This is a genomic window from Paeniglutamicibacter sp. ORCA_105 (assembly GCF_045798545.1).
Lineage (GTDB): Bacteria > Actinomycetota > Actinomycetes > Actinomycetales > Micrococcaceae > Paeniglutamicibacter > Paeniglutamicibacter sulfureus.
On record NZ_JBIXLM010000022.1, the window covers coordinates 1 to 24,364 of the forward strand.

The window sequence follows — 24,364 nt, forward strand, 5'->3', positions numbered from 1 at the left end:
GAAACCCGCAACCGAGTCGGAGACGCCGTTCTTCTTGGTTGAGGCCAGCGTGACCGGGATCGTCGCGGCCGAAGAGGAGGTGCCCAGGGCGGTGAAGTAGGCATCGCGCATGCGCCACAGTGCCTTGAGCGGGTTCTGCCCCGTCATCGAGCCGGCCACGGAGTACTGCACCAGCAACACGACAAACGTCAGGGCAAAGGATACGAGGGCCACGAGCAGGAACTTGGTGACCACGGTGACGGCCGCACCGCTGGCCGAGAGGTCCATGAAGATTCCAAAGATGAACAGCGGCAATGCGGGGACGATGATGCGGCGGATCACGGATTCGATGATCGTGCGGAATTCGACGGCTCCGCGGAAGAGCACCTTGGAATGGAACGCGGTCAGGCCCACGCCGATCACGAAGGCGAGCACGAGTGCGCTCATCACGCCGATGACCGGCTCGAGCACGATCTCGGTGGCCGAGTCGCCGGCACTGGCCACCAGAGTGACGTAGGGAGTGAAGCCCGAGCCGGATTCATCACCCAATGCCTCGAGGCCGCCGCCCGACAAGGACGGGGTGAACAGCCAACGGCTCACGAAGTAGGCAAGCAGTCCGGCGAGGATCGTGGAGCCGTATGCGATCAGGGCAGTGATCCCGAGCCATTTGCCTGCACCCTTGCCGAGTTCGGCGATGGCGGGCATGACGAGGCCCAGGATGATCAGCGGCACGATGAAGCCGAGGAAACCCGAGAAAATCGAGTTATAGGTCAGGAATGCCCCACCGAGCCAAGCCGGCATGATCGGCCCGGTCAGTATGCCCAGGACAATGGCCAGGAGAATCCAGCCAAGCAGGGGAATCGATTTCAGCAGCTTCATGGGGGTCCTTAAGTCGACGGGGTCGGGTCGCACGGCGATGCGCAAGCTGGTTTGTGGCGCAGCCCACGCCTCAGTCATATTAGACGCTGTGAGTCATTCCTCGAAATCCGTCGCTTTGACTCAAAATTAGTGCTCGCAAGAATTCATGCGTGCCTCAGTTAATTTGCTCGCCAAATGGAACGTCACCGCCCTGGGCTCGCGTCTTGGCCCGGTAATGAGCTGGTTCCGGTTGGTCTTGAGGCTGCGGGTGATGACCGCCGGGTTCAGGAACCGTTGGATAGCCGCGAGCGCCTCGGTATGGAACTGGTTTATGGCACCGTGCTCCAGCAGCCGCTGGTACGCCGTGCGCACCTTATCGCAGGCGCCTTTCCGGAGGCTCGATAGCGCCGTGGTATGAGACCGACAGTGATTTTTCCTGCGTGTTCACCGGCACCGGACCTATGCTTAGGTTGACGCTTGTCCGTACCGCCGAAGGAGATCTCGGATGTCGCGCATCATTTCGACCGGAATGGCCAAGACCGGCCTCCTGCTCGGCTACAAAGTCGCCCGCGATACGGGCAACCGGCAGGCAGGTGGTGCCGTTTTGGCGGCATGCGGCCTGGCCGCCTTCACCGTCTGGAAAAACGACGCCGGCACGGCACGGGCGGCCGCCCTCACTTGCACGTACATCGCGGCATTCGTTGCGTCCCACCCACTGGCCAAAAAGATCGGTGCCTGGCCGGCAGTATTCACCGTCACCGGGGTCGCAGCGCTGGCCTCGATGATCTTTGGCGGACACCGCAAGGAATCCTAGTTCTACCTTCGCGCCAGTTCCGGTCCTTTTATACGCCGCCTGGAACTTTCAGGGATACCGCCCACAAAATGGTTAAGCGTAGTCAATTTGTCGTTGAAAGGGACCGGGAAGTCTATTCGGCGATGCGGCAGCCCCGCTGGGCGACCAAGGATCCCGTCCGGAGGAACCTGCCATGCGCGTATTGATCATGTCGTTCGGGACCCGCGGCGACATCCAGCCCTACGCCGCCCTCTCCGGTGCGCTGGCCCGCGCGGGCCATGATGTCACCTTCGCCGTCCCCGAGGGCTTCGCTGACATGGTGCCGCACGGCGGCCCCGGGACCATCACGCACCAGCCCGCCGGTTCCACGATGCTGCGCCTGCTCCAGGAGGTCATGCCCGAACTCAGCGGCCCGCTGGACGCGTGGCGAACACTGGGGATCATGAGCGCCGCGATGCGCGAGCTGAACGCGGAGTGCTGGGCCGCCGCACAGGCCGCGCGCCCGGACGTGATCGTGCACCACCCCAAGTGCCTCGCCGGGGCGCACATCGCCGAGGCACTGGGCGTGCCCGGAGTGCTTTCCCTCCCGCTGCCGTTCTTCACCCCAACGCGTGCCCACGCCATGCCCTTCTTCGGCGGCGCCTCCCTCGGGTCGTGGGGAAACCGCGCGAGCTATGGGTTCAGGCGGATGGCCGGTGTCATGTACGGCGGCATGGTCAACGACTTCCGGCGCGAGATCGGCCTGGGTCGCATCGGCCGCCTCGCGGACCCGCTGCGGAATCCGGACGGCAGTCCGGTCCACGTCCTGTACCCGTACAGCAGGCACGTTCTGCCGGTCCCCGACGACTACCCGCCTTCGGCCCACGTCACCGGGTACTGGTTCCTGGATGACGTCGACGGCGCCGCCTGGGAGCCGACGGCGCACCTGGCGGACTTCCTCGCGGCAGGTGAGCCTCCGGTCTATGTCGGGTTCGGATCCATGGGCTTCGGCAAGGGAGCGAACGAGCGCCGGGACACCATCCTGGCCGCGCTGCGGGTCCACGGCCTGCGCGGGATCGTCGCAACCGGCTGGGGCGGCATCACTCCCGGCAAGGCCGGGACCGAGGACGTGCTGGTCATTGAGGGCGCGCCCCACGCGTGGCTCTTCGAGCGAGTCGCGGCGGTCGTGCACCACGGCGGTGCGGGCTCGACCGCGGCCGGACTGCGGGCGGGTCGCCCGACCCTGGTCGTGCCGTTCCTGGGTGACCAGCCGTTCTGGGGAGCGCGGATCCATGCGCTCGGCGTCGGCCCCGCCCCGCTCCCGGCCAAGAACCTGCGCACGGACCTGGCCGACCGTCTCGGCGACCTCGTCCACACCGACTCCTACGCCTCCCGCGCCGATGAGGTGGGCGCCGCCATCCGCGCCGAGAACGGCCTCGCCGCCGGCGTACACGTCCTGGAGCAGATCACGGGAGTGACAGCCGTCGACGAATAGGCCATCCCATGGCAGTCACCCGGGCGGTCGCGACCACAGCCGGCCTTCCCCGGAAGGTGCAGTACCCATGGAGCGTGCTTGCTTCGTCTTGGAAATCGAGCAAGGCACGCACAACATCTGGCCAGTTGCCCAGCTCGTATCCGTTCCACCATTCGACACACACCCAGCAGAAGCGCTACCAGGCTTACGTGCTGTAACTTCTCACAGGCGCCACCCTCCCGTGGAATACGGTCCTCTTCGACCGGGCGATCGCCCCCTTGATTCAGGAAGGCAACGCCATGAACCCTGATTTGCCGCGGTTCCTATCGCTTTTGAGATGCGAACATCTCTCACCGGCGACCATTCCTTGCCACACACAATCAAGATCAAGCCCCACAGTTACAGGCCTACTGGTAAGCCGCCCCGGAGCGACATCGACGACGAGGCCAGGACTGTGGCAGCGCGTGGTGCCGCTGCCGTCCTAGCAGCGCGAGACGTGCAGCGCCGCGGTGGCCTGGCGTCCCAAACTGATGGTGCCGGTTCCGTCGGCGACCTGAAGCAGCACCGCATCGGAGAACGGGGCTGCCTCGGTGATGACCAGGTCCACCCCAGGCACAACACCCTGCGCGCTGAGGTACTGCAGCAACGCCGGGTCCTCGTCATTGATCCGCTCCACGGTGACCCGAACGCCGGGCTCCACGGTGCTCAGCAATACGGCGTCAGGCCTGGTCAGCACCCCGTCGGCGCTGGGGATCGGGTCCCCGTGCGGATCGCGGTCGGGGTGGCCCAGGAAGGCATCAAGGCGTTCGACCATGAAGTCGCTCATCGCATGCTCGAGGTTTTCGGCTTCGTCATGGACCTGGTCCCAGTTGTAGGCCAGGGTCTGGACCAGGAAGGTTTCCAGCAGCCGGTGCCGGCGCACCATGTCCAGGGCGTACTTTCTACCCACTTCGGTCAGCTCGACGGCGCCGTAGCGGGCGTGGCTGACCAGGCCCTGCGCGGTCAGCTTGCGCACCGCATCGGAGACCGAGGAGACCTTCAGCCCGGATTTCTGGGCAATGTCAGTTGCGGTGACGGGATCGTCCGACCATTCGGAGAGCCCCCAGATGACCTTCAAATAGTTTTGCGTGCTGACCGAAAGATCCGAAACCGACATGTGTACGAGTCTACAGAGCGCACCCGTATGGCCGCTTCCCGCGCATATGCGGCCTCACCTAGATCCAGCCCTGTTCGCGGGCCAGGTGCGCTGCCTCGATGCGGTTCGCGGCACCGGTCTTGCCGATGGCGTTGGACAAGTGGTTGCGCACCGTGCCGGTGCCCAGATGCAGCGCCGCGGCGATCTGCGCCACAGGCGTACCCGCCCGGGCCCGGGCGAGCACCTCGCGCTCGCGTTCGGTCAGCGGGTTGGCGCCGTGCATCAGCGACTGGGCGGCCAGCGACGGGTCGATCACCCTGCCACCTGCATGCACGCGGCGCACCGCCGCGGCCAGCTCGGAGGACGGGGTGTCCTTGACCAGGAATCCGCTGGCCCCGGCCTCGAAAGCGGAGCGCAGGTATCCCGGCCGGTCGAAGGTCGTCACCATCAGCACCTTGCAGTCCGGCAGCCGGACCCGCAGCTGGCCTGCGGCAACCAGCCCGTCCATGACCGGCATCTGGATATCCAACAGGGCAACGTCCACCCGATGTTCCTCGGCGAGCGCCACCACGTCGGTGCCGTCCCCGGTCTGGGCCACGACCTCGATGTCGGATTCCAGGCTGAGCAGGGCGGCGAGAGCCCCGCGCACCAGCGCCTGGTCATCGGCCAGCAGCACCCGGATGGGGGCCGCGCCCGCCGGTTCCTGCCCACTCATGCCCAGCTCACCGCGACCTTGGTTCCCCCGTGTGCGGAGTCCCCGATCTCGCAATGCGCCCCGGCCAGTCGGGCGCGCTCCTTCATCCCGCGCATGCCGTGGCCCTCGTGGCTTCCGGCCAGTGAATCCCCGTCGTCCTCGATGTCCAGCATCCCGGGGGCGACGTGGATCCAGCAAGTGGTGGCGTGTGCGTGGCGCAGCACGTTGGTGGCCGCCTCACGCAGGATCCATGACAAGGCCGTTGAACGCACCGGGTCGATGTCCTGGGCGTTGCCGATCAGCACGGTCTTGATCCGCGCGTCATCCAGGACGACGCGCACGGAGGCAAGTTCCTGGACGAGGGTGGTCCGGCGCAGCCCGCCGACCGTGGCGCGGATGGACTCCAGGGCCTCGCTGTTCAGCGCGCGGATTTGGCGCAGCTCGGCGCGAGCCGCCTGGACATCGGTCTCCAGCAATCGTTCGGCGAGCTCGGCCTTCAGGCCGATCGCGGTGAGCGAGTGCCCCAGCACGTCGTGCACGTCCCGGGCCATCCGTTCCTGTTCGGCCAGCAGCGCATAGTCGAGGCGCAGGTCGTCTGCCGCGATGCTGCGCCGTATGAGCGCGGTGTTCACCGCGTTGACGACGATGAGCACCACCAGCAGACCCAGCAGGAAGACGTAATCGCCCAATCCGGCGGGGATGGCGACTGACAGTGCCGCGGCCAGCACGCCGGCGTTGACGATCCACATGCTGCGCACCGAGAGCAGATAGGCGGCGAAGCTGACCAGGAACGGGCCGAGGCTGATGGCGTCGGCCCCCAGGATCGGGAGGGTGGCCGCGGTGATCGCCAACAGGGCACCGAAGGGGACCCAAGCGCGTCCGTGGCCGCTCGCGCTGACCCCGAGTTCCGAGCTGTAGGTGAAAAAGCCCCACAGGTAGACGGCGGCGAAGGCCGCCACCAGCCCATACCCGGCGACCTTGGCGGGCATGGGCTGCGTTGATTCGGTGATGGACAGGATCGGGAAGATCAGGAAGACGACCCAAACCGCTGCCAGCAGCCAGCCGAACCTGGACCAGAAAGAGTCCGGGTCCCCGGTCTCGCCGCTCACCGTCTTGCCCGGGACCGGCGAACTGCCCAGAGTGCGAACAGCGCGAAGAGAAGAGTCCATGCCACCAGATTAGCGACAAGCATGCCCAGCGAATCCGTGCCCGCCCCCTCGCCCGCGCCAAAACCCTCGGTCAACGGGTAGCGCACCAACCCCGCGTATCCGTACATGGGGGTGAAGCGGGCGATCTCCAGCATGGTCCCGCTCAGCGGCATGAAGACGTTGCCGAAGAACGCGAAGAACACCATGCCGCCGCTGGCCACCCCCAGGGCTGTCTCGGACTTGAAGGCCATGCCGATGCCCATCCCGTAGAGGGCAAAAATCCCAGATCCAATCACGGTTAGCAGGAAGCTTGCCGTCCAGACCCAGGGGGCATCGGCTTGCGCCCCGGTGGCGGACCCAACGGCGAAGACCAGCCCGGCACAGCCGGTGGCCACGATCATCGCCACGGCGAGCTTGGAGGCGACGAAGCCGGAGGGCTTCATGGGCGTCAGGGCGATCTGGCGTCCCCAGCCCAGCATGGCCTCGGTTGCAGCGGTTCCGGCAATGGAGGTCGTGGCAAGCGCCGCCCCGTAGGCGGCCATCGACGCCATGACGTAGAACTTCACGTTCCCGTTGCCGGCGGGTTCTCCCCCGCCGCCGAACATGTTGCCGAAGAGCAGGTACATCACCACGGGCATCAGCACCGTGAACATCAGGTTCCCGACATCCCGGGATTGGCGGAAGAGTTCAATGCGCACATATGTCGGGTTCATGATTCTTCTCCGGTCAAAGCCATGAAGGCCGCCTCAAGGGTCGGCGTGGTGATTTCCAGGTCGGTGGCAGCCAGCTCGCCCAGCAGCATCCGCGCCGCGCCATCCGAGTGGGGACCGGTCACCGAGACCCGGTTCCCGTTCAGCCGCACCGAGGAGACCTGTTCGAGCGTTTCCAGGGCCGCAACCGCGGGTGCGGTGGGACGGTCGGACGGGAGCGTGGCGCTGACGACGCGTCCCCCGGTCATTTCGCGCAGATGCGCGGTGGGCCCGTCGGCCAGCACGCGACCGGCCCCGATCAGGACGGTGCGTTGGGCGAAATCCTGGGCCTCTTCAAGGTAATGGGTGGCGAACAGGACGGTGCGCCCCGCAAGCGCGTCCTGGCGCATGGTGTCCCAGAAGGCCCGGCGGGCCGAGACGTCCATGCCCGCGGTGGGTTCGTCCAGGATCAGCAGTCGCGGATCGGGCAGCAGGGCCAGGGCGAACTTGAGCCGTTGCTGCTCGCCGCCCGAGCACTTGGAGACCTTGCGCCTGGCCAGGGAGGTGATGTCGGTGCGTTTCATGACGGTGTCGATCCGCTCCTTGGCTCCGTGCAGCGCGGCGATCGCGGTGACGGTCTCACGCACCGTGAGATCGCGTAGCAGCCCGCCGGTCTGCAGGACCGCGGAGATCTCCCCGGCCTCCACGGCCTCGCGCGGGGCCCTGCCGAACACCGAGATGGTGCCCGAGGTGGGCGCGGTCAGCCCGAGCATCATGTCGATCGTGGTGGTCTTTCCGGCACCATTGGGCCCTAGGAACGCAACGATCTCCCCGGTGCCCACGCGCAGGTCGATCCCTGCGACGGCCTCGAACCGGCCTTCGTTGGTGTGGAAGGACTTGTGCACGCCCCGGAGCTCCAGTGCCAGTGCGTGGGCAAGCGGCGTGGTCGCCGATTGATGTGCGGTCGTGGTTTTCATGCTTCAAGTCTGCCCAGTACCGGCACGCGGCAGAAGTGCAAAATGTCATGCATTCCAATGTCAGTTGTCGCACGACCGGGCCTTTCGCGTGCATTGTTGGCGAGCCGAACCGCTATCGGCCCCATGCGTGGCGGCGGAGTCCGTCACCCCCGCCACCGGACGCACGCCCCGCAATACTCCATCACGAGTCACGATTCCTTCAGGCGGAACTTAGTCAGCGATCCGCCTCTCAGTCCGTGGCTCGTCAAGCGGCCAAGAATCGCAAGATCATCGACTTTGAGCATCTTTATTCAAATAGCTGATTCCGCATAACGGAATCTGCGAAAAAATTATGGAAGTGATGAACATCCATGACTAAGCTCACACTGTCGGGCGGCGTTCCACCCGGTTCCTTCTCACCAAACCAGAAAGCCCCCATGGAAACCCTCGCGGAAATACGCAGTTCGGCCATGAGCCGGTTCCAGGTGATGACCGTCGTCATTGCCTTGACCTTGATCCTCATCGACGGTTTCGACGTGGCCGCCATGGCCTACGCCGCACCGGTACTCTCCCGCGAGTGGGGCATCTCGCCTGCCGCCCTCGGATTCCTGCTGAGTGCAAGCCTTTTCGGCATGGCCGCCGGTTCCATCTTCCTCACTCCTCTTGCCGACAAGATCGGTCGACGCCGTCTCACGTTGATCTCGCTTGTCGTCATCAGCATCGGCATGGTCGCCTCGGTCTTCGCCACCGACGCCACCCAGCTGTTGGTCTTCCGGATCCTGACCGGCCTGGGTGTCGGCGGCATGATGGCCAACCTCAACGTCCTGGTCTCCGAATACTCCTCGGACAAGCGTCGCGGCTCGATCATGGGCATCTACACCGCCGGCTACCCGATCGGTGCCACCATCGGCGGCATCGTTGCAGGACCGTTGATACCGAGCTTCGGCTGGCACTCCCTCTTCGCAGTCGGCGCGGTACTGACCATCATCATGCTCGTCGTTTCCTGGCTGTGGCTTCCAGAATCCCTCGACTACCTGTTGACCCGCCGCCCGGCTGGCGCCCTCAAGAACGTCAACGCTATCCTTGCCAAGATCGGGCGCCCTGCACTGGACGAGCTGCCGGCCTCCACGGCCGCCGGCAAGGAGCAGTCGGCAATCCGCGAAATCCTGACCGGCCCGATCCGCTTCCGCACCTTCATGCTCTGGGCCGGCTACGGCTGCCTCGTGGCCGCGTACTACTTCGCCAACACCTGGACCCCGAAGATCATTGCCGGCGTCACCGGCGACAATTCGATCGGCGTGACCACCGGCACGATTGTCAACGCCGGGGGCATCCTGGGCTGCTTCGTCTTCAGTGCCCTGGCCGTGCGCTTCCGCGCACGCCCGCTGCTGGTCATCGCGCTTCTCGGATCGGCCGCCGCCTACATCGTCTTCTCCATGCTCTTTACCCAGATCACCCTAGCCATGGTGCTCGCGCTCTTCCTGGGCATGCTCACCACCGCGGGCATCGCCGGCTTCTACACGGTCTCCCCCGAGATCTACAGCGCCCGTGCCCGGGCAACCGGTGTCGGCTGGATGATCGGCCTGGGCCGCCTGGTTTCCATCGTTGCCCCGATCCTGGTCGGCTACCTGCTGTCCGGAGGCTGGCAGCCGGAGAACATCTTCGTGCTCTTCGCCGCCCCGCTGGCCGCATCCGCCCTGTGCATCCTGGCCCTGGGCCACTCGCTCAAGCGCCAGGCCCGCACGGCGCAACCCATTGCCGCCACCGTCTCCTGATTCGACCCACACCTGCACCAGCCCCGCCAACGGTGGCGGACCCGTCCGCCACCGGCAAGGAATAAACACCACCCATGAGCAAGATCAACGTCGCAGACCTCGTCGCCATCGACATGCACGTCCACATCGAATCCGATGACCACGGCCATACCGACATGCCCGACAATTTCCGCGAAGCGGCCCAGGCGCATTTCGGCGCTGCCCACGACCCCCTGGGAATCGAGGCCGTCGCGGCCCACTACCGCGACCGCAACATGGCGGCCGTCGTGTTCACCGTGGACCACGAGGCCACCACCGGCCACCCGCCGATCTCCAACCGCTACATCGCCGAGGAGGCTGCCAAGCACGCAGACGTGCTGATCCCCTTCGCCAGCATCGACCCGGCCCGCGGCAAGGCGGCCATCATCGAGGCCCGCATCCTCGTGGAGGACTTCGGGATCAAGGGATTCAAGTTCCACCCGAACCTGCAGTCCTTCTTCCCCAACGACCACGCCGCCTACCCGCTGTACGAGGAAATCCAGTCCCTGGGCGTCCCCGCCCTCTTCCACACCGGGCAAAGCGGCATCGGCGCCGGGATGCCCGGCTCCGGCGGGATCCGGCTGAAGTACTCCAACCCGATGGCGCTTGACGACGTGGCGGTGGACTTCCCCGAGCTGCGCATCATCATGGCCCACCCTTCCTTTCCGTGGCAGGACGAGGCCCTGGCGGTGGCGGTGCGCCACAACCACGTGTACATCGACCTCTCCGGCTGGTCTCCCAAGTACTTCCCGGCCAACCTGGTGCAGTACGCCAACACCATGCTCCAGGACAAGGTTCTCTTCGGCTCCGACTTCCCGTTGCTGCCGCCGGACCGCTGGATGGCCGACTTCGCAAAGTTGGACCTGCGAGACGGCCCGCGCCAAAAGATCATCAAGGACAACGCCGTGAGGTTACTCGGACTCGATTCCGGCACCATCGCTTCCTAACGCACCGCCAGGCCCGTCGTCGGGCTCCTTGGACGACACGAACACCATTGAAGGAAAGAACCATGAAGAACACCGAACCCGGCGCCCTGCTGCGGCCCGCACCCTCACGCGATGACTGGTCAAACAGCCAAATGGGCCGCTTCCTGGAAAAGATCGAGGCCAAGACCGGTCGGCACTTCGCTGACTACGAGGACGCCTGGGCCTGGTCGGTTCAGAACCTTGAGGACTTCTGGGGCGAGGTCTGGGACCACTTCGAGATCATCAGCCACGCTCCGTACACCTCGGTGCTCACCGAGCGCACCATGCCCGGGGCGCAGTGGTTCGCCGGCGCCCGGATCAACTTCACCGAGCACGTGCTGCGCTCCCTGGCGCGCCGCCCGGACGACACCATGGTCAAGTCCCGCAGCCAGACCAATGGTTCCATCGACTGGAGTGGCGCACGCCTGATCGAGGAAATCGAGCGCATCCAGCAGGGCCTGATCCGCCACGGCATCAAGTCCGGGGACCGGGTCGCCGGCTACCTGCCCAACATCCCGCAAACCGTTGCCGCCTACTTCGCCGTCATCGGCCTGGGCGCCATCTGGTGCTGCGTGCCTCCGGAAATGGGTGTCAAGGGCGTTCTGGGACGCATTGGCCAGCTGGAGCCGAACCTGTTGATCTCCATCGACGGCTACCGCTGGGGCGACAAGCCGATCTCCAAGCTCGATGACCTTGCCAAGGTCCGTGCCGAGCTGCCGGGCATCCCCACCGTGCTGCTGCCCTACCTGGAGCCAGGCCTGGACACTGATGCCGCGGCACCGGGTGCGCAGTCCTGGGTAGACTTCACCGCCGAGCGTGCCGAAGCAGTCATTGAGCCGGTGCCCTTCGAGCATCCGATGACGGTGCTCTTCTCCTCCGGCACCACCGGCACCCCCAAGGCCATCGTGCACTCCCACGGGGGCCTGCTGCTGGAGCACTACAAGGCCATGGGCCTGCACAACGACCTCTCCGAGGCAGACACCGCGTACTGGTTCTCCACCACCGGGTGGATGGTCTGGAACATGGGCGCCTCCTCGCTGCTGGTGGGTGCCTCCCTGGTCCTCCAGGACGGGGACCCCAACTGGCCGACCCTTGACGGTGAGTGGTCGCAGTGGGCAGTCATGGCCGAAACCGAATCGACCTACATGGGCACCGGATCGGCCTACCTGGCCGCCTGCGCCCACGCGGGTGTGGAACCGGGGACGAAGTGGGACCTGGGCCGACTGCGTGAAATCCAGTGCTCCGGTTCCCCGTTGGCTGCAGACGTTGCAGGCTGGGCGTATGACTCGATCAACCCCGATCTGGTAATGGCTCCGACCTCCGGCGGCACCGACATCTGTGCCGCATTCCTGGGCGCCAGCCCACTGTCAGCCGTCCACGCCGGGGAAATGGCCTGCCGCCCGCTGGGCGTTGCCGTGGATTCCTGGGACCACGAGCGCAACTCCCTGCGCGGGGAACCGGGCGAACTGGTTGCCACGCTGCCCATGCCCTCGATGCCGGTGTTCTTCTGGAACGATCCGGACAATGAGCGCTACAACTCCAGCTACTTCGATGTCTTTGAGGGAATCTGGCGCCATGGTGACTGGCTGGTGCGCACCGAACGCGACACCTGGGTCATCACCGGCCGCTCGGACGCCACGCTGAACCGCGGCGGCGTGCGCCTGGGCACTGCCGAGTTCTATGCGCTGCTCGATGGCCATCCCGGCGTCAACGACGCCATGGTGATGCACTTCGAACAGGGCGGCGCGATGGGGCAACTGGTGTTGCTGGTGGAGGCGGCCGAGGAAGCCGACACCGTGGCACTGGAGCGTTCGATCCGCACCGCGCTGCGCACCCAGCTGTCCCCGCGCCACGTCCCGGACCACGTGTTGTTCGTGCGCAGCATCCCGCGCACGCGCACCGGCAAGCGCATGGAAATCCCGCTCAAGCGTCTGGTGCAGGGTGGTTCCGGCGGCGTGCTGGACACCGGCGTGCTGGTCAATCCGCAGGATCTGGACGAGACGGTGGAGTCCGTCTCCCGCATCCTGGCCGGAGCCTAGGCACGCCCCTGTCTCTCCCTCGGGTGCCTCCTCCGCGCGTCGAAAGTCGGCGGGTGGAGGCGCTCGACATTTAAAAATTGCGCATAGCGGAATCTTGCACCAACTTATTGCGACGGACGCAACCCGGGCATAGGCTCGAGAAAACGTGACTTACACCACAGGCCTGCCTGTGGCCAATGAACAAGGAGCACCAACGCATGAACCTGGACCTGGAAGAACTCGCGGCGATCATTGAACAGCTGGACAAGACCGAGTTCACCGATTTCCGCTATGAAAAGGGCGACCTGCGCCTCCACGTGCGACGCGGCGGCCACTTCGAGGAGCAGCCCGCGGCACAGTCCGCCGCAGCCGCAGCACCTGCCATGAGCGCTGCGCCGACAGCGGCACCGGTTCCTGCCCAGGTCGCTGCACCGGCCGCCGCCCCCGCCGCGGGCCTGGACCCGAACAACCTTCCGGCCGGGCACGTGGCCATCACTTCCCCGATGCTCGGCACCTACTACGGGGCGCCGAAGCCGGGGGAACCGCGTTTCGCCGCGCTGGGCGACAGTGTTGAGGCCGACTCGGTGCTGTGCATCGTTGAGGTCATGAAACTGATGAATTCGGTCACCGCGGGCTCCACCGGCGAGATCGCCGCCGTGTTCGTCGCCGACGGCGACCTGGTCGAATTCGGCCAGACCCTCTTCGCACTCAAGGTTGCGGCATGACCGAGCGCATCTTCATTGCCAACCGCGGCGAGATCGCCGTGCGGATCATCGAGGCCTGCGACCGGCTCGGCTTTGAAACCGTGCTGGGCGTCTCCAGCGCCGACCGCCAGACACTCGGCGCACGCCGCGCCACCCGCACCGTGGTGATCGGCGGACCGCGCCCCACCGACAGTTACCTCAACGCCGACGCAGTGCTCCAGGCGGCCATCTCCACCGGTTGCACCGCCCTGCACCCCGGCTACGGCTTCCTGTCGGAAAATCCCGACTTCGCCACGAAGTGCGCGGAAAACGGCATCGTCTTCATCGGGCCTTCCCCCGAGGCCCTGCGGGCCTTGGGCGACAAGCTCACCGCCCGGGCACTGGCCGAGTCCGTTGGCGTCCCGGTCTCCGCGGGCGGAACCGCCACCAGCGCCGCAGAGGTCCACGAACTGGCCGAATCCATCGGTTATCCGGTCCTGGTCAAGGCCGCCCACGGCGGCGGCGGGCGTGGCATGAAGCTCGTTGAATCCGCCGCGGATCTCGAGGAAGCCTGGTCCCTGGCCTCGTCCGAGGCCGAATCAGCCTTCGGCAACGGCACCGTCTTCCTGGAACGCTTCGTCACCGATGCCAAGCATGTCGAGGTGCAGATCCTCGGCGACCGGCACGGCAACCGCATCCATCTCGGTGAGCGCGAATGCTCGGTGCAGTTCCGCTACCAGAAGGTCGTGGAGGAGGCACCCTGCGCGGCCTTGCCGGAGGAAACGCGCACCCTTTTGCACGCCAGCGCACTGAAGATCGCCGTGGCCTTGGATTACGTCGGGTTGGGGACCGTCGAGTTCCTCTACGATGTCGACCGCGACGAATTGGCGTTCCTGGAAGTCAACCCCCGGGTCCAGGTCGAGCACCCGGTGACCGAGGCAGTCACCGGCGTCGACCTGGTGCGCGAACAGATCCTTGCGACCCTGGGTCACCCACTGGAGATCACCCAGGAAGGGATCTCTCTCGCCGGACATGCGATCGAATGCCGGATCACCGCCCAGGACCCGGACAAGGCGCTAGCGCCCTCCCCGGGGAGGGTCACCCGCTGGCGGCCCTCGGTGGCCGGCGGCACCCGGCTGGACACCCACATCTACGAGGGATACCTGTTCCCGCCCTACTACGACGCACTGATGGGCAAGCAGATCGTGTGGGCGGCCGACCGGGACTCGGCGATCAAGCGGATGGAGGGCGTGCTGGAGAACTTCGTCATCGAGGGGCTCACCACTTCGCTGCCGCTGCTGCGCAGGATCATGGCCCACCCCGACTACCGCTCCAATGCAGTCACCACGCACTGGCTCAACCACGAACTCGCCCAGGAGGTGCGCTAAATGGCAGACATCAACCTCGTCGACGTCTCGCTGCGCGACGGCAACCAAAGCATCTGGGGCGCCACCGGCGTCACCACCCGCATGGCCAAGGGTGTTGCCCCGGCCCTGGACAAGGTCGGATACAAGGCGCTCGAGCTGCTCTCCAGCACCCTCATGGCCACGGCGGTGCGCTACCACGCCGAGGATCCCTGGGAGCGGCTGCGCGCAGTCCGGGACCTCACGCCCAACACGACTCTGGGCTTCTTGACCACCGGCAAGCGCTTCATCACCTTCCATCGCACCCCCGATGCCGTCTTCGAGCTGGCCTTTTCCCTGCTGGCACGCAACGGCGTCAAGCGCCTGTGGGTCATCGACCCGATGCATGACATGGACGGTGCCAAGCGCACGGCCCAGATGGCCAAGCGTGTGGGCTTCGAAGAAGTCATCGGCGGCATCTGCTACACCACCAGCCCCGTGCACACCGATGCCTATTTTGCCGCCAAGGCCGCCGAACTGGAGGCCTGCGACGCGATTGATTCGCTCTACCTCAAGGACCCGGCCGGGTTGCTCACCCCCGACCGGGTCAAGTCCCTGGTGCCGCAGCTGCAAGGGGCCCTGAAGCATAAGGAGTTCGCCGAGATCCACTCGCACTCCACCACCGGGCTCTCGCCGCTGACCGTGTTGGATGCCGCGGACCTGGGGATCCACACCATCCACTGCGCACTACCGCCGCTGGCCAACGGCAGCTCCCACCCCGAGGCCCAGCGACTGGTCGCAAACCTGCGGGCCCGCGGCCACCACGTCGATGTCAATGTGGGCGCCATGGCCGAGGCCTCCCGGTACTTGGTGCGCCAGGCAAAAATCAAGAACCTCCCGGTCGGCTCGCCCAACGAATACGACGAGGCCTACTACCGGCACACCATCCCGGGCGGCGTGCAGTCCACCACCCGACGCCAGCTGGCCGAAATCCGCCAGGAACACCTCTTCGACGCGGTCATCGAGGAATCGGTGCGGGTGCGCGAGGATTTGGGCTGGCCGATTGTGATGACGCCCTTCGCCCAGTACATCGTCACCCAGGCAACGCTGAACGTGATGACCGGAGAGCGCTACAAGCAAATTTCCGACGAGGTCATTGACCTGCTGCGCGGGGACTTCGGGCCGCTGCCGGGCACCGTGAACCCCGAGCTCATGGACAAGGCCATGTCCACGGCTCGGGGCAAGAAGCCGGTCAACGACGGCGGGGAGATCACCATCAAGGAATTGCGCCGCCGCTTCGGGGCCACCATCAGCGATGAGGAGCTGCTGTTGCGCGCTGTCATGCCGGCCGAACAAGTTGACGGCATGTATGCCGCCAAGGCCTCCTCGCCCGTCGCGACGCTGACCCGGCTGCTGGAGGCCTCGGGATCGGGCAGCGGCGCACGATCGGTATCCGTCTCCGATGGCACCACCAGCTTTTCCATCAATCGCTCGGACACCGGGTCACAGAAAGTGGGTGCATGATGAGTGAAAAAATCACCGCCTCGCGCGGTTGGATGCTGGATGTTGACGGTTGCCTGGTGCGGACCTCGCGGGCCGGAGGTGCCGGCGGCACGCCCATGCCGTTGGCCGCCGAGTTCCTCACCGCGCTCTACGCGGCCGGGCACAACGTCATCGTGTGCACCAACGCCTCGGAGAAGACCCCGCAGGAATATGCCGCCCACCTGCGTGAGATCGGGTTGCCGGTGCGCGACGAGGACTTCATGACCGCCGGCTCCGCGGCTGCCGAATACATCACCCACCACCATCCAGGGGCCCGGGTCCTGGTGCTGGGTGCCGAGGGCATTGCCGCACCCCTGCGGGCACTTGGCGTGACCTTTGCCGATCCGCATTCCCCGGCCGACGTCGTGGTGGTGGGGGCGGACAGCTCCTACAGCACCCAAAACCTGAACGCCGCAGCGCTGGCCGTTGATGCAGGGGCGCCTCTTTACACCACCGTCAGCTCGCCGTGGTTCCACGGCGGGGCGGGCAAATCGATCTGCGTCTCCGCCGCCATGGCCCACGCCATCACCTGGGTCACCGGAGTCGAGCCGAAGGTTCTGGGCAAGCCCTCCCCCGAGCTGGGCGAAACCCTGATCCGCCGGCTCGGGCATCCGCCCGAAGCCATCACCATCGTCGGGGACGCCCCGGCAGAAATCCAGCTCGCCCGCCACATGGGCGCCAACTCGGCCCTGGTGCTTTCCGGGGCCATCACCGAAGCCGGACTTGGGTCCATGGCCGAAGCCGAGAGACCGGATGTGGCCCTGGCCGACATCGCAGAACTTCACGAAATGCTCTTCCCCGCCCTTTCAATGACGCAAGGAAAATGACCATGACCAACGAAGTAAACCGTTTCCCGTTCTTCCACGAGGCCGAGGTTCCCGCCGGCGGCGAGGGATGGGAGTCGATGTACCCCTACTACCTGGTGCCGGGCACCGAAACCCGTGAGCACGAGGACAAGCAGTTCTGGTTCGCAGACACCATGCACTGGTCCCGCGGCTGCCACCCCTTCGACAGCATCGGCGCCGAGGCCGTGTACCTGGGCGTGGGCACCTTCAGCACCCGCATCTTCGCCCTTCCGGTCTCCCTGGGATTGGATGTGCGCGTGGTCAACGGCTACGTCTACATCTCCCCGCTGGCCGTCACGGACCCGGCACGCATCGCCGAGCGGGCCGAAGTCTTCCAGAAGCGTGCAGGGTACTACTACCAAAACTGGGACGAGCTCTACGGCAAGTGGAAGACCAAGATGGAGGGCGCCATCGATTCATTGCGCACCATCTCCTTCCCGGCACTGACCGAATACGATCCCGACGAGGTGGTCTTGGAGGCCCGCGGCCGCTCGGATGCGATGGCAGTCATTGAGAACTACCACCGCATGACCGATGAGTTCTTCGCGATCTGGCAGTACCACTTCGAGTTCCTGAACCTGGGCTACGGCGGCTACATCACCTTCTTCCAGTTCTGCAAGCAGGCCTTCCCGTTGATCAGCGAGCAGTCCATCTCACGGATGGTCGCCGGCGTGGATGTGCTGGCCTTCCGCCCGGATGACGAGCTGCGCAAGCTGGCCGCGCGTGCCAACGACCTGGGACTGGTCGCCGAGGTGACCGCCGGACATTCGGCCGACGAGCTGCGCGAATTACTGGAGCAGAGCGAAAACGGCCGCACCTGGCTGGCCGAATTCAACGCCGTGCGCACCCCGTGGTTCGACTACTTCACCGAATACGGCTTCACCCACGACCAGGAAACCTGGAACTCGGACCTCTCGGTGCCGTTGCAGGGCATCTCCCGCTACGCGGCGAAGATCGCGGCCGGCGAGGACATCGCCCGCCCGATCCAGCGCCTGCGCGAGGAACGCGACGAGATTGTCACCGAGTACCGCGCGCTGCTCACCGGCCCGGAGGCCGCGCAGTTCGACGAGCTGCTGGGCCTGGCCCGCAAGGTGTTCCCCTACATCGAGGAACACAACATCTACGTCGAGCACTGGGCACACAACGTCTTCTGGGAAAAGAGCCGCGAGCTCTCCCGCTTCCTGGTGGCGGCAGGCTTCCTCACGGAGGCAGATGACATGTTCTACCTGAACCGCTTTGAGCTGGACACCGTGCTGGCCGACGTCATCCAGTCCTGGGCCATCGGGGTCGATTCCCGCGGCAAGGCACGCTGGGCAGCGGAGATCGAGCGTCGCAAGCCGATCGTCGCCGCGCTGCAGGCAGCTTCGGCCCCACCGGCCTACGGCATCCCGCCGGAACAGGTCACCGATCCGTTCGCGGTGATGAACTACGGGGTCACCACCGAACGGGTGGCCGACTGGCTCGGCTCTGCCGACGGAGATGAGAACGTACTCTCTGGCATCCCGGGATCCCTGGGCATCGTGGAGGGACCGGTGCGCGTGCTGCGCAGCGAAAAGGACCTGGCGCAGCTGCAGCCCGGGGAAATCCTGGTTGCCCCGATCACCGCACCCTCCTGGGCTGCGGCGTTCGCGGTGGCCACCGGCGTGATCACCGACATCGGCGGCATGATGTGCCACGCGGCGATCGTCTGCCGCGAATACGGCATCCCCGCGGTGGTGGGCACCGGCTTTGCCACGGCCCGCCTGAAAACCGGCCAGCGCGTGCGCATCGACGGCAAGACCGGCAAGGTGCTGGTGCTCGACGCCGAACCCACAGGCGATCCGACCGCAATCACCGACGACTCCGGCATTCCGGCAAGCCGCTAAGTAGACCAAGGACATCGACATGCTTACCCTCGAATTCACCGACCCGCAGTGCTCCACCACGTCCTTGGTCGGCGGCAAGGCCGCAAGCCTGGCCCAGATGACAGCGCAGGGACTTCCCGTGGCTCCCGGCTTCGCCGTGACCGCCGAGTCCTACCACCGCTATCTGGCCGAGGACGGGCTGCAGGCGCACATCGACCAGGTGCTGGGCAGCCTGGGAACCAACCCCGGCCAGGCACAGTTCGACGAGGCCGAACGGCTCATCGGCGCCCGGCTGATGGAGGTTCCGCTGCCCGAGGACGTCGCAACGGCGATCCGTGACGCCTACGCCAAGCTCTCCAACGAGTGCCAGGTGGCGGACGTGGCGGTTGCGGTGCGTTCCTCGGCCACTGCCGAGGACTCGGTCGACGCCAGCTTCGCCGGGGAGTTTGAGACCTGGGTGGACATCGTGGGCATCGAAGGCGTGATCGCCCACGTGCACAAGTGCTATGCCAGCGTGTTCACCGGGCGGGTGCTTTCCTATCTGGCCGAGAAGAAGATGCACCCGCAGCAGTTGGAAATGGCGGTGGTCATCCAGAAGACCGTCCGTGCCCGGGCCGCCGGGGTGATGTTCACCCTGAGCCCCACCAGCGGGGACCGTTCGCGGATCGTGTTGGAGGCCAGCTGGGGTCTGGGCCTGTCGGTGGTCGGAGGCGAGGTCACCCCCGACCGCTTCATGCTCGAGAAGATCACCCTGGAGGTGGTGCTCCGCGAGACCGGGCACAAGCACATCGAGTACCGCCGCGGCGACGCACCACAGCCGGTGCCGGCCGACCGCCAAGACGTGTTGTGCCTCAGCGACGAGGAAGTCGTGGAGCTGGCCAAGTTCGGCAAGCGCCTCGAGCAGATCCACGGCAGCGCCCAGGACATCGAGTTCGCCATCGACGAGGAGCTTCCCGAGGGCAAGAACCTGGTCCTGCTGCAGTGCCGCCCCGAAACCGTCTGGTCAAACATCGAGCGCAAGCCGGCGTTCGACACCGGCGCCTCGATGATGAGCTGGATCACCAGCAGCATCTCCGGCGGCACCGGCACTGCACCGACGGACACGCACTCGCACTGAGCAGTGGCACAAGGATGGCGGCGGCCCGGAGCATGCATTCGGTCCGCCGCCATCGCCATGCCCGGCCCAGCGTCTAGGAAGCGGCGTTGAGCAATTGCGTGGTGATGCCCTCGGCTGCCCGGTGCAGGGCCGTGAGGTGGGTGGGCATGTCAGCCCGCTCGAAGCGGATGCTAGGCGTTGCGGTGGTGATGGCAGCCACCGGGCGACCGTCCGCGTCGTTGATGCTCACGCCCAGGCCCACCACCCCCTGCTCGGTCTCCTCGAAATTGGTGCCAAAGCCCTCACGGCGGATCCGTGTCATGCTCCGCTTGAGCGTGGCCATCGTGGTGATCCGCCCGGTGGGCCAGGTCGGCAGGCCGGATCGGTAGAGGTCCTCGAGTTCGGTGTTCGTCAGCCGCGCCAGCATCGCCTTGCCCCCGGCGGAGACGAACGCCGGCATCTTGTCGCCCACGCGCATTCCGACGCGCAACGTCCGCTTGGACTCGATTCCGTCGATGAATTGGATGTTGCCGCCTCGCAGCACCATCAGCTGGACAGTTTCGCCCACGGTTTGTTGCAGTTCCACCAGCGACTCGTGCGCGTGCTTTCGGATGAGCTGCGTGGAAAAGGCCTCAGCGCTTCGATCGGAGAGTGCCGGACCCAGCCGGTAGTGTCGGTCGTGGTCCTGCGCCGCGAAGCCCCGGAAGGTCAGGGCCGAAAGCAAACGGTGCGCCGTCGAGGGCGCCACATCGAGCTGCTCGGCCGCGGCCTTCACCGACAGCGGACCTTGGTCGCGCATTCGCATGAGCAACAGCAGTGCGCGGTCTACCGACTCGACGGGCGATGACTTGTTCTCCATGGTGAAATCATGGCACAGCCCCCGAACCGCAACCCAACCGCCGCTGCATCATGGCCAGGCGCAAATCACCTACTCTGAGTGAGTGGTCAACTACACCTTCAAGCAATTGCAGTACTTCATCGCGGTGGCCGATGCCGGCACGATCTCCGGTGCCGCCGCGGCCTGCCACATCTCGCAGGCAGCGATGTCCCAGTCCATTGGGGAACTCGAGCGCATCGTCGGCTCCCAGCTGCTGGTGCGCCACCGGGCCCGCGGCGTGGTGCTGACCGCGGTGGGAACCCACTTCCTGCGCGACGCAAAGGAGCTGGTCAGGCACGCCGAAGAGGTCCAGGGCCTGATCGGCGAGCGCCAGAGTGGCCTGGTGGGGCCGCTGAACATCGGGATGTATTCGGGGCTCTCGGCCTTTTGGCTGCCGGTCGTCTGCGAGCAGTTCACCAAGCCCAACCCGGGCCTGGAGGTGCGCATCACCGAGGGCGACGGCGCCGAGCTGCAGGAGCGATTGCTGGAGGGCTATCTCGATGCGGTGATCACCCACACCCGCCACCTGCTGCCCCACGTGCAGCACACCACGGTGATGAGCGGGCGACCCTATGTCCTGTTGTCGGCCGGGCACCGGCTTGCGGGCAACGGAACCGTTCGGCTCAGCGAGCTGGCCGACGAAGACTTCGTGTCCCTGGACATCCCCACGGTGCGTGACAACCAGTTGGTGAACCTTCGCATGTCCGGCCTGGACCCGAAGATCGCCTGGAGCAGTTCGAACTTCGAGGCGGTGCGCGGCATGGTGGCCCGGGGTCTGGGCTACACGGTGCTGGTGCAGCGTCCCCCGGTGAACCTGAGCTATGACGGGTTGCCGCTGGCCGTGCTGGAGATCGAGGGGCCGGTGGGCCACAGCGACATCTGCGTCGCCTACACGGCATCGGAGAGGCCAAGTCTGCGACTGCGGGCCTTCATCGAGTTCTGTGAAGGCATCGGTGCCGAACGCGAGCAGGGGCCGGATCCGTCCTGAATGGACGGGTCCGGCCCCTGGCCGCGGAGGCGTTACCCGGCTACATGTGCTCGGCGCCCAGGTCGGCGTCCTTGCCTTCCTTGATGCTGCGCATGGCCAGAGCGGCGACCAGGAAGACCCCAGCCCACACGGCCCCGGCGATCCACAGCGAGCCTCCGCCCAGCAGCACCAGGCCGGTGACGATCATCGGGGTGAACCCGGCACCCAGCGTGGAGGATAGCTGGTAGACCAGCGAGGCACCGGTGTAGCGGATCCGGGTGGGGAACAGTTCGGCGGTAAAGGCACCGAACGGGCCAAAGATGGTTCCCTGGACCACGCCGTTGGCCAGGAAAAGTGCAATCGCAAAGAGCCAGAGCTCGCCCAGCTGCAGCATCCACATCATCGGCAAGGCCAGCACCGCGCCGGCGAGGATGCCGAACATCATGACCGGTCGGCGGCCCAGTCGGTCGGAGTAGCGGGAAGCAAACCACACGGCGACGATGGTCAGGGTGGCGCCCACGGCCTTGATGTTGAGCACCGCGGTGCGGTCCATGCCGGCTTCCTCGACGACGTAGGAGATGGCCCAGACCGTCATCAGGCCCTGCACGGTGTAGGAGCTCATGCCCACCAGCGTGCCCATGAGCACCGACTTCGGGTACTTGGTCAGCACTTGCATCAACGGGATCTTCTTCTCCTCGGCCTTGCCCTCGAGAGCCAGGAACAGTGGGGATTCGGTGACCTTGAGCCGGATGACCAGGCCGATGGCGACCAGGCCCAGGCTGGCGATGAACGGGATGCGCCAGCCCCAGGCCAGGAACTGCTCGGTGGGCAGCGTGGAAACGGCGGAGACGGCAAGGGTAGCCAGTACCGCGCCGGCCGGGCCGCCCATGTTTGCGAAGCTGGCGGCGAAGCCGCGGCGTTCCTTGGGTGCGTGTTCCAGTGCCATGAGCATGGCCCCGCCCCATTCCCCGCCCACGGCCAGACCCTGGATGATGCGCAGCGTAATCAGCGCGATCGGAGCGATCACGCCCACCTGCGCTGTCGGCGGCAGCAGGCCGATGATGGTCGAGGCGACGCCCATCATCACCATGGAGGTGATCAGCACGCCCTTGCGCCCGAGCTTGTCCCCGTAGTGCCCGAAGATGATGCCGCCCAGCGGGCGGGCCAGATAGCCAACGGCGAGCGTGGCGAAGGAGGCGAAGAGAGCCACCGCGGGCGTCTGGTTGACGAAGAAAACCTTGTTAAAGACCAGTGACGCCGCGGTGGCGTAGAGGATGAAGTCGTAGAACTCGATGGCACTGCCGATGAAGCTGGAGGCCAGGATCCGCCGCATGTGCGGCGAGTTCAGTGACGGAACGGCGACCTCCGGGGACTGCCCGGCGGGGATCTTGGTGTGGCTCATCGTGCAACCATCATTTCTGCATCAATGCGGTTAAAGGAAATGGTATCGAGATCCTCGGGAACCAGGAAGGTTCCCGAGAAGTCCTTGGAGTGGGAGAGCCACGTGGACAATGGCGTGGTCCCGGGCACCAGGTGGTGCAGGGCCAGGGTGCGTGCCCCGGCGCGCTCGGCCAGCTCGATGGCCTGGGCGGCCGAAGTGTGTGAGAGCCGGTGGTGGTCCATCGAGGCGGCGGCCGCCTCGGTGCCGATGCTCCCGTAGCTGCGCTCGACCCAGTCGAAGTCGATGGCCTCGTGCAGCAGCAGGTCGGTGTCTCGGGCAAGCCTTACGAGGTTCTCGCACGGTGCGGTGTCCCCGGAGATCGTCACCGAGCCCTCGGCGGTGTCGAAGCGGAACGCGAACGCCGGGGCGATCGGCGGGTGCTTGACCAGGGTGGCGGTCACGGTGACCAGCTCGTCCCGATAGATCTCGAAGGGCTCGAAGTGCTCGGGGGTCGGGTTCTCGTTGGGGTGGTAGCCGGTGCCGACGGGGATTTGGATGTCCGAGGCGATGAAGTGCTCAAGCGGGGAGGGACGCAGTGCGTCGATCACGCGGTCGTTCAAGTCGGTGCCGTAGGCCTGCATGAGGTGGCTGAACATGTCCGCGGTTCCCGGGGTCGGGTTCCTCGGGTAGAGCGGGGTCGGCGGAACCAGTGCCCGCGGGGAGGCAGGCGGCAGGGCTCCGCGGTCGCCCGGGCCGATGATGTGGATCGGTGCCTGGCCGGGGGTGACGGTGAAGAGCCCGAAGATCGCCAGCGACGCCAGGTCGATGGTGTGGTCGGAGTGGAGGTGGGTCAGGAAGATCCCGCGCAGGTTCGCGGTGCTGAAGCCGGCCTTCATGAGCTGGTTACCCACGCCGGTTCCGGCGTCAACCAGGTACACGGCCTCGCCGACGACCACGGCGGTGGCGATGCCCGCACGCTTTCCGGCGTTTTCGCCGGTCCACCAACGGGGACCGCCCGCCGTTCCCAAGGTGACTACATGGGGTTTCAGGGAAGTGCTGTGCACGTGAACTGCTCCTTATGCGGGAAGAATGAGATGTCCTTCACACAAGGATGATGCCTCGCCAAGCATACGTAAAACTGTTTTTATCGAATCAATTCATTGGTTTTGCTTATGTTCACATATGACGGGTCCACGCCGGAAACACTTGAAGATTTAGGTTCATGCCTGCTCGATACGAATTCCCAGCCTGCGTTCTCTTTCAGTGCGGGTCTTGCCTCTCACTGCAGGGATTCCAGATTCCACG

Annotated in this window: 21 protein-coding genes; 12 read left to right on the forward strand and 9 right to left on the reverse strand. The window is 65.8% G+C overall.

Annotated elements, in window-relative coordinates; translation table 11 throughout:
* The coding region (locus ACIPUB_RS12010; RefSeq protein WP_407607582.1) for a cation:dicarboxylate symporter family transporter at positions 1-858 on the reverse strand (858 nt) is incomplete at its 3' end.
* Positions 859-1,342: 484 nt separating this feature from the next.
* Between ACIPUB_RS12010 and ACIPUB_RS12015 the strand changes: the two genes are divergently transcribed.
* On the forward strand, positions 1,343-1,651 hold the full coding sequence (locus tag ACIPUB_RS12015; RefSeq protein ID WP_264269554.1) for a hypothetical protein: 309 nt from the start codon (positions 1,343-1,345) through the stop codon (positions 1,649-1,651).
* A gap of 172 nt (positions 1,652-1,823) precedes the next feature.
* Positions 1,824-3,104 carry a glycosyltransferase gene (locus ACIPUB_RS12020; protein ID WP_407607583.1) on the forward strand — a complete coding sequence of 427 codons (1,281 nt, stop codon included), beginning with the start codon at positions 1,824-1,826 and terminating at the stop codon, positions 3,102-3,104.
* A gap of 460 nt (positions 3,105-3,564) precedes the next feature.
* Here the strand turns inward: ACIPUB_RS12020 and ACIPUB_RS12025 are convergent, their stop codons facing one another.
* Genes ACIPUB_RS12025 through ACIPUB_RS12045 form a run of 5 tightly spaced genes read right to left on the reverse strand, consistent with a single transcriptional unit; the run spans position 3,565 to position 7,726 of the window.
* A complete protein-coding gene (locus tag ACIPUB_RS12025; RefSeq protein ID WP_407607584.1) occupies positions 3,565-4,239 on the reverse strand; it encodes a metal-dependent transcriptional regulator in 675 nt (224 codons plus the stop codon).
* Positions 4,240-4,297: 58 nt separating this feature from the next.
* On the reverse strand, positions 4,298-4,933 hold the full coding sequence (locus ACIPUB_RS12030; protein ID WP_407607585.1) for a response regulator transcription factor: 636 nt from the start codon (positions 4,931-4,933) through the stop codon (positions 4,298-4,300).
* Positions 4,930-6,081 carry a sensor histidine kinase gene (locus ACIPUB_RS12035; RefSeq protein WP_407607586.1) on the reverse strand — a complete coding sequence of 384 codons (1,152 nt, stop codon included), beginning with the start codon at positions 6,079-6,081 and terminating at the stop codon, positions 4,930-4,932. The genes ACIPUB_RS12030 and ACIPUB_RS12035 overlap by 4 nt, the downstream gene beginning before the upstream one ends.
* Complete coding sequence (locus ACIPUB_RS12040) at positions 6,018-6,773, reverse strand: ABC transporter permease (protein ID WP_407607587.1); 756 nt, start codon at positions 6,771-6,773, stop codon at positions 6,018-6,020. Before ACIPUB_RS12040 ends, ACIPUB_RS12035 begins: the two co-directional genes overlap by 64 nt.
* Complete coding sequence (locus ACIPUB_RS12045) at positions 6,770-7,726, reverse strand: ABC transporter ATP-binding protein (RefSeq protein WP_407607588.1); 957 nt, start codon at positions 7,724-7,726, stop codon at positions 6,770-6,772. The genes ACIPUB_RS12040 and ACIPUB_RS12045 overlap by 4 nt, the downstream gene beginning before the upstream one ends.
* Positions 7,727-8,142: 416 nt before the next feature.
* On the opposite strand from ACIPUB_RS12045, the gene ACIPUB_RS12050 reads away from it, so the two are divergent.
* From ACIPUB_RS12050 to ACIPUB_RS12090, 9 genes are all read left to right on the forward strand, one after another.
* Positions 8,143-9,480 carry an MFS transporter gene (locus ACIPUB_RS12050; RefSeq protein WP_407607589.1) on the forward strand — a complete coding sequence of 446 codons (1,338 nt, stop codon included), beginning with the start codon at positions 8,143-8,145 and terminating at the stop codon, positions 9,478-9,480.
* A 74-nt stretch (positions 9,481-9,554) separates the two neighbouring features.
* Positions 9,555-10,445, forward strand: coding sequence for an amidohydrolase family protein (locus ACIPUB_RS12055; RefSeq protein WP_407607590.1), 891 nt, complete (start codon positions 9,555-9,557; stop codon positions 10,443-10,445).
* Between the two features lie 62 nt (positions 10,446-10,507).
* A complete protein-coding gene (locus ACIPUB_RS12060) occupies positions 10,508-12,502 on the forward strand; it encodes an acetoacetate--CoA ligase (RefSeq protein ID WP_407607591.1) in 1,995 nt (664 codons plus the stop codon).
* A gap of 197 nt (positions 12,503-12,699) precedes the next feature.
* Positions 12,700-13,206, forward strand: coding sequence for an acetyl-CoA carboxylase biotin carboxyl carrier protein (gene accB / locus ACIPUB_RS12065; RefSeq protein ID WP_407607592.1), 507 nt, complete (start codon positions 12,700-12,702; stop codon positions 13,204-13,206).
* A complete protein-coding gene (locus tag ACIPUB_RS12070; RefSeq protein ID WP_407607593.1) occupies positions 13,203-14,552 on the forward strand; it encodes an acetyl/propionyl/methylcrotonyl-CoA carboxylase subunit alpha in 1,350 nt (449 codons plus the stop codon). The genes accB and ACIPUB_RS12070 overlap by 4 nt, the downstream gene beginning before the upstream one ends.
* Positions 14,553-16,031 (forward strand): pyruvate/oxaloacetate carboxyltransferase, encoded by a 1,479-nt coding sequence (locus ACIPUB_RS12075; protein WP_407607594.1) that lies wholly within the window; start codon positions 14,553-14,555, stop codon positions 16,029-16,031.
* Entirely contained in the window at positions 16,028-16,876 is an 849-nt protein-coding gene (locus tag ACIPUB_RS12080) for an HAD-IIA family hydrolase (protein ID WP_407607595.1), read from the forward strand. The genes ACIPUB_RS12075 and ACIPUB_RS12080 overlap by 4 nt, the downstream gene beginning before the upstream one ends.
* A gap of 2 nt (positions 16,877-16,878) precedes the next feature.
* The gene (locus ACIPUB_RS12085) at positions 16,879-18,759 is read left to right on the forward strand and encodes a PEP-utilizing enzyme (protein ID WP_407607596.1); all 1,881 of its coding nucleotides are present in this window, start codon (positions 16,879-16,881) and stop codon (positions 18,757-18,759) included.
* Positions 18,760-18,778: 19 nt separating this feature from the next.
* Complete coding sequence (locus tag ACIPUB_RS12090; RefSeq protein WP_407607597.1) at positions 18,779-19,855, forward strand: PEP/pyruvate-binding domain-containing protein; 1,077 nt, start codon at positions 18,779-18,781, stop codon at positions 19,853-19,855.
* Positions 19,856-19,928: 73 nt separating this feature from the next.
* Here the strand turns inward: ACIPUB_RS12090 and ACIPUB_RS12095 are convergent, their stop codons facing one another.
* Positions 19,929-20,693: an IclR family transcriptional regulator gene (locus ACIPUB_RS12095; protein ID WP_407607598.1), complete on the reverse strand. Its 765-nt coding sequence runs from the start codon at positions 20,691-20,693 to the stop codon at positions 19,929-19,931.
* A gap of 82 nt (positions 20,694-20,775) precedes the next feature.
* Here ACIPUB_RS12095 and ACIPUB_RS12100 point away from each other — a divergent pair, with 82 nt between their 5' ends.
* Positions 20,776-21,699, forward strand: a complete 924-nt coding sequence (locus ACIPUB_RS12100; protein WP_407607599.1) for a LysR family transcriptional regulator — start codon at positions 20,776-20,778, stop codon at positions 21,697-21,699.
* A gap of 40 nt (positions 21,700-21,739) precedes the next feature.
* Here the strand turns inward: ACIPUB_RS12100 and ACIPUB_RS12105 are convergent, their stop codons facing one another.
* Positions 21,740-23,080, reverse strand: a complete 1,341-nt coding sequence (locus ACIPUB_RS12105) for an MFS transporter (RefSeq protein ID WP_407607600.1) — start codon at positions 23,078-23,080, stop codon at positions 21,740-21,742.
* Positions 23,077-24,123 carry an MBL fold metallo-hydrolase gene (locus ACIPUB_RS12110; protein ID WP_407607601.1) on the reverse strand — a complete coding sequence of 349 codons (1,047 nt, stop codon included), beginning with the start codon at positions 24,121-24,123 and terminating at the stop codon, positions 23,077-23,079. Before ACIPUB_RS12110 ends, ACIPUB_RS12105 begins: the two co-directional genes overlap by 4 nt.
* Positions 24,124-24,364: the final 241 nt, after the last annotated feature.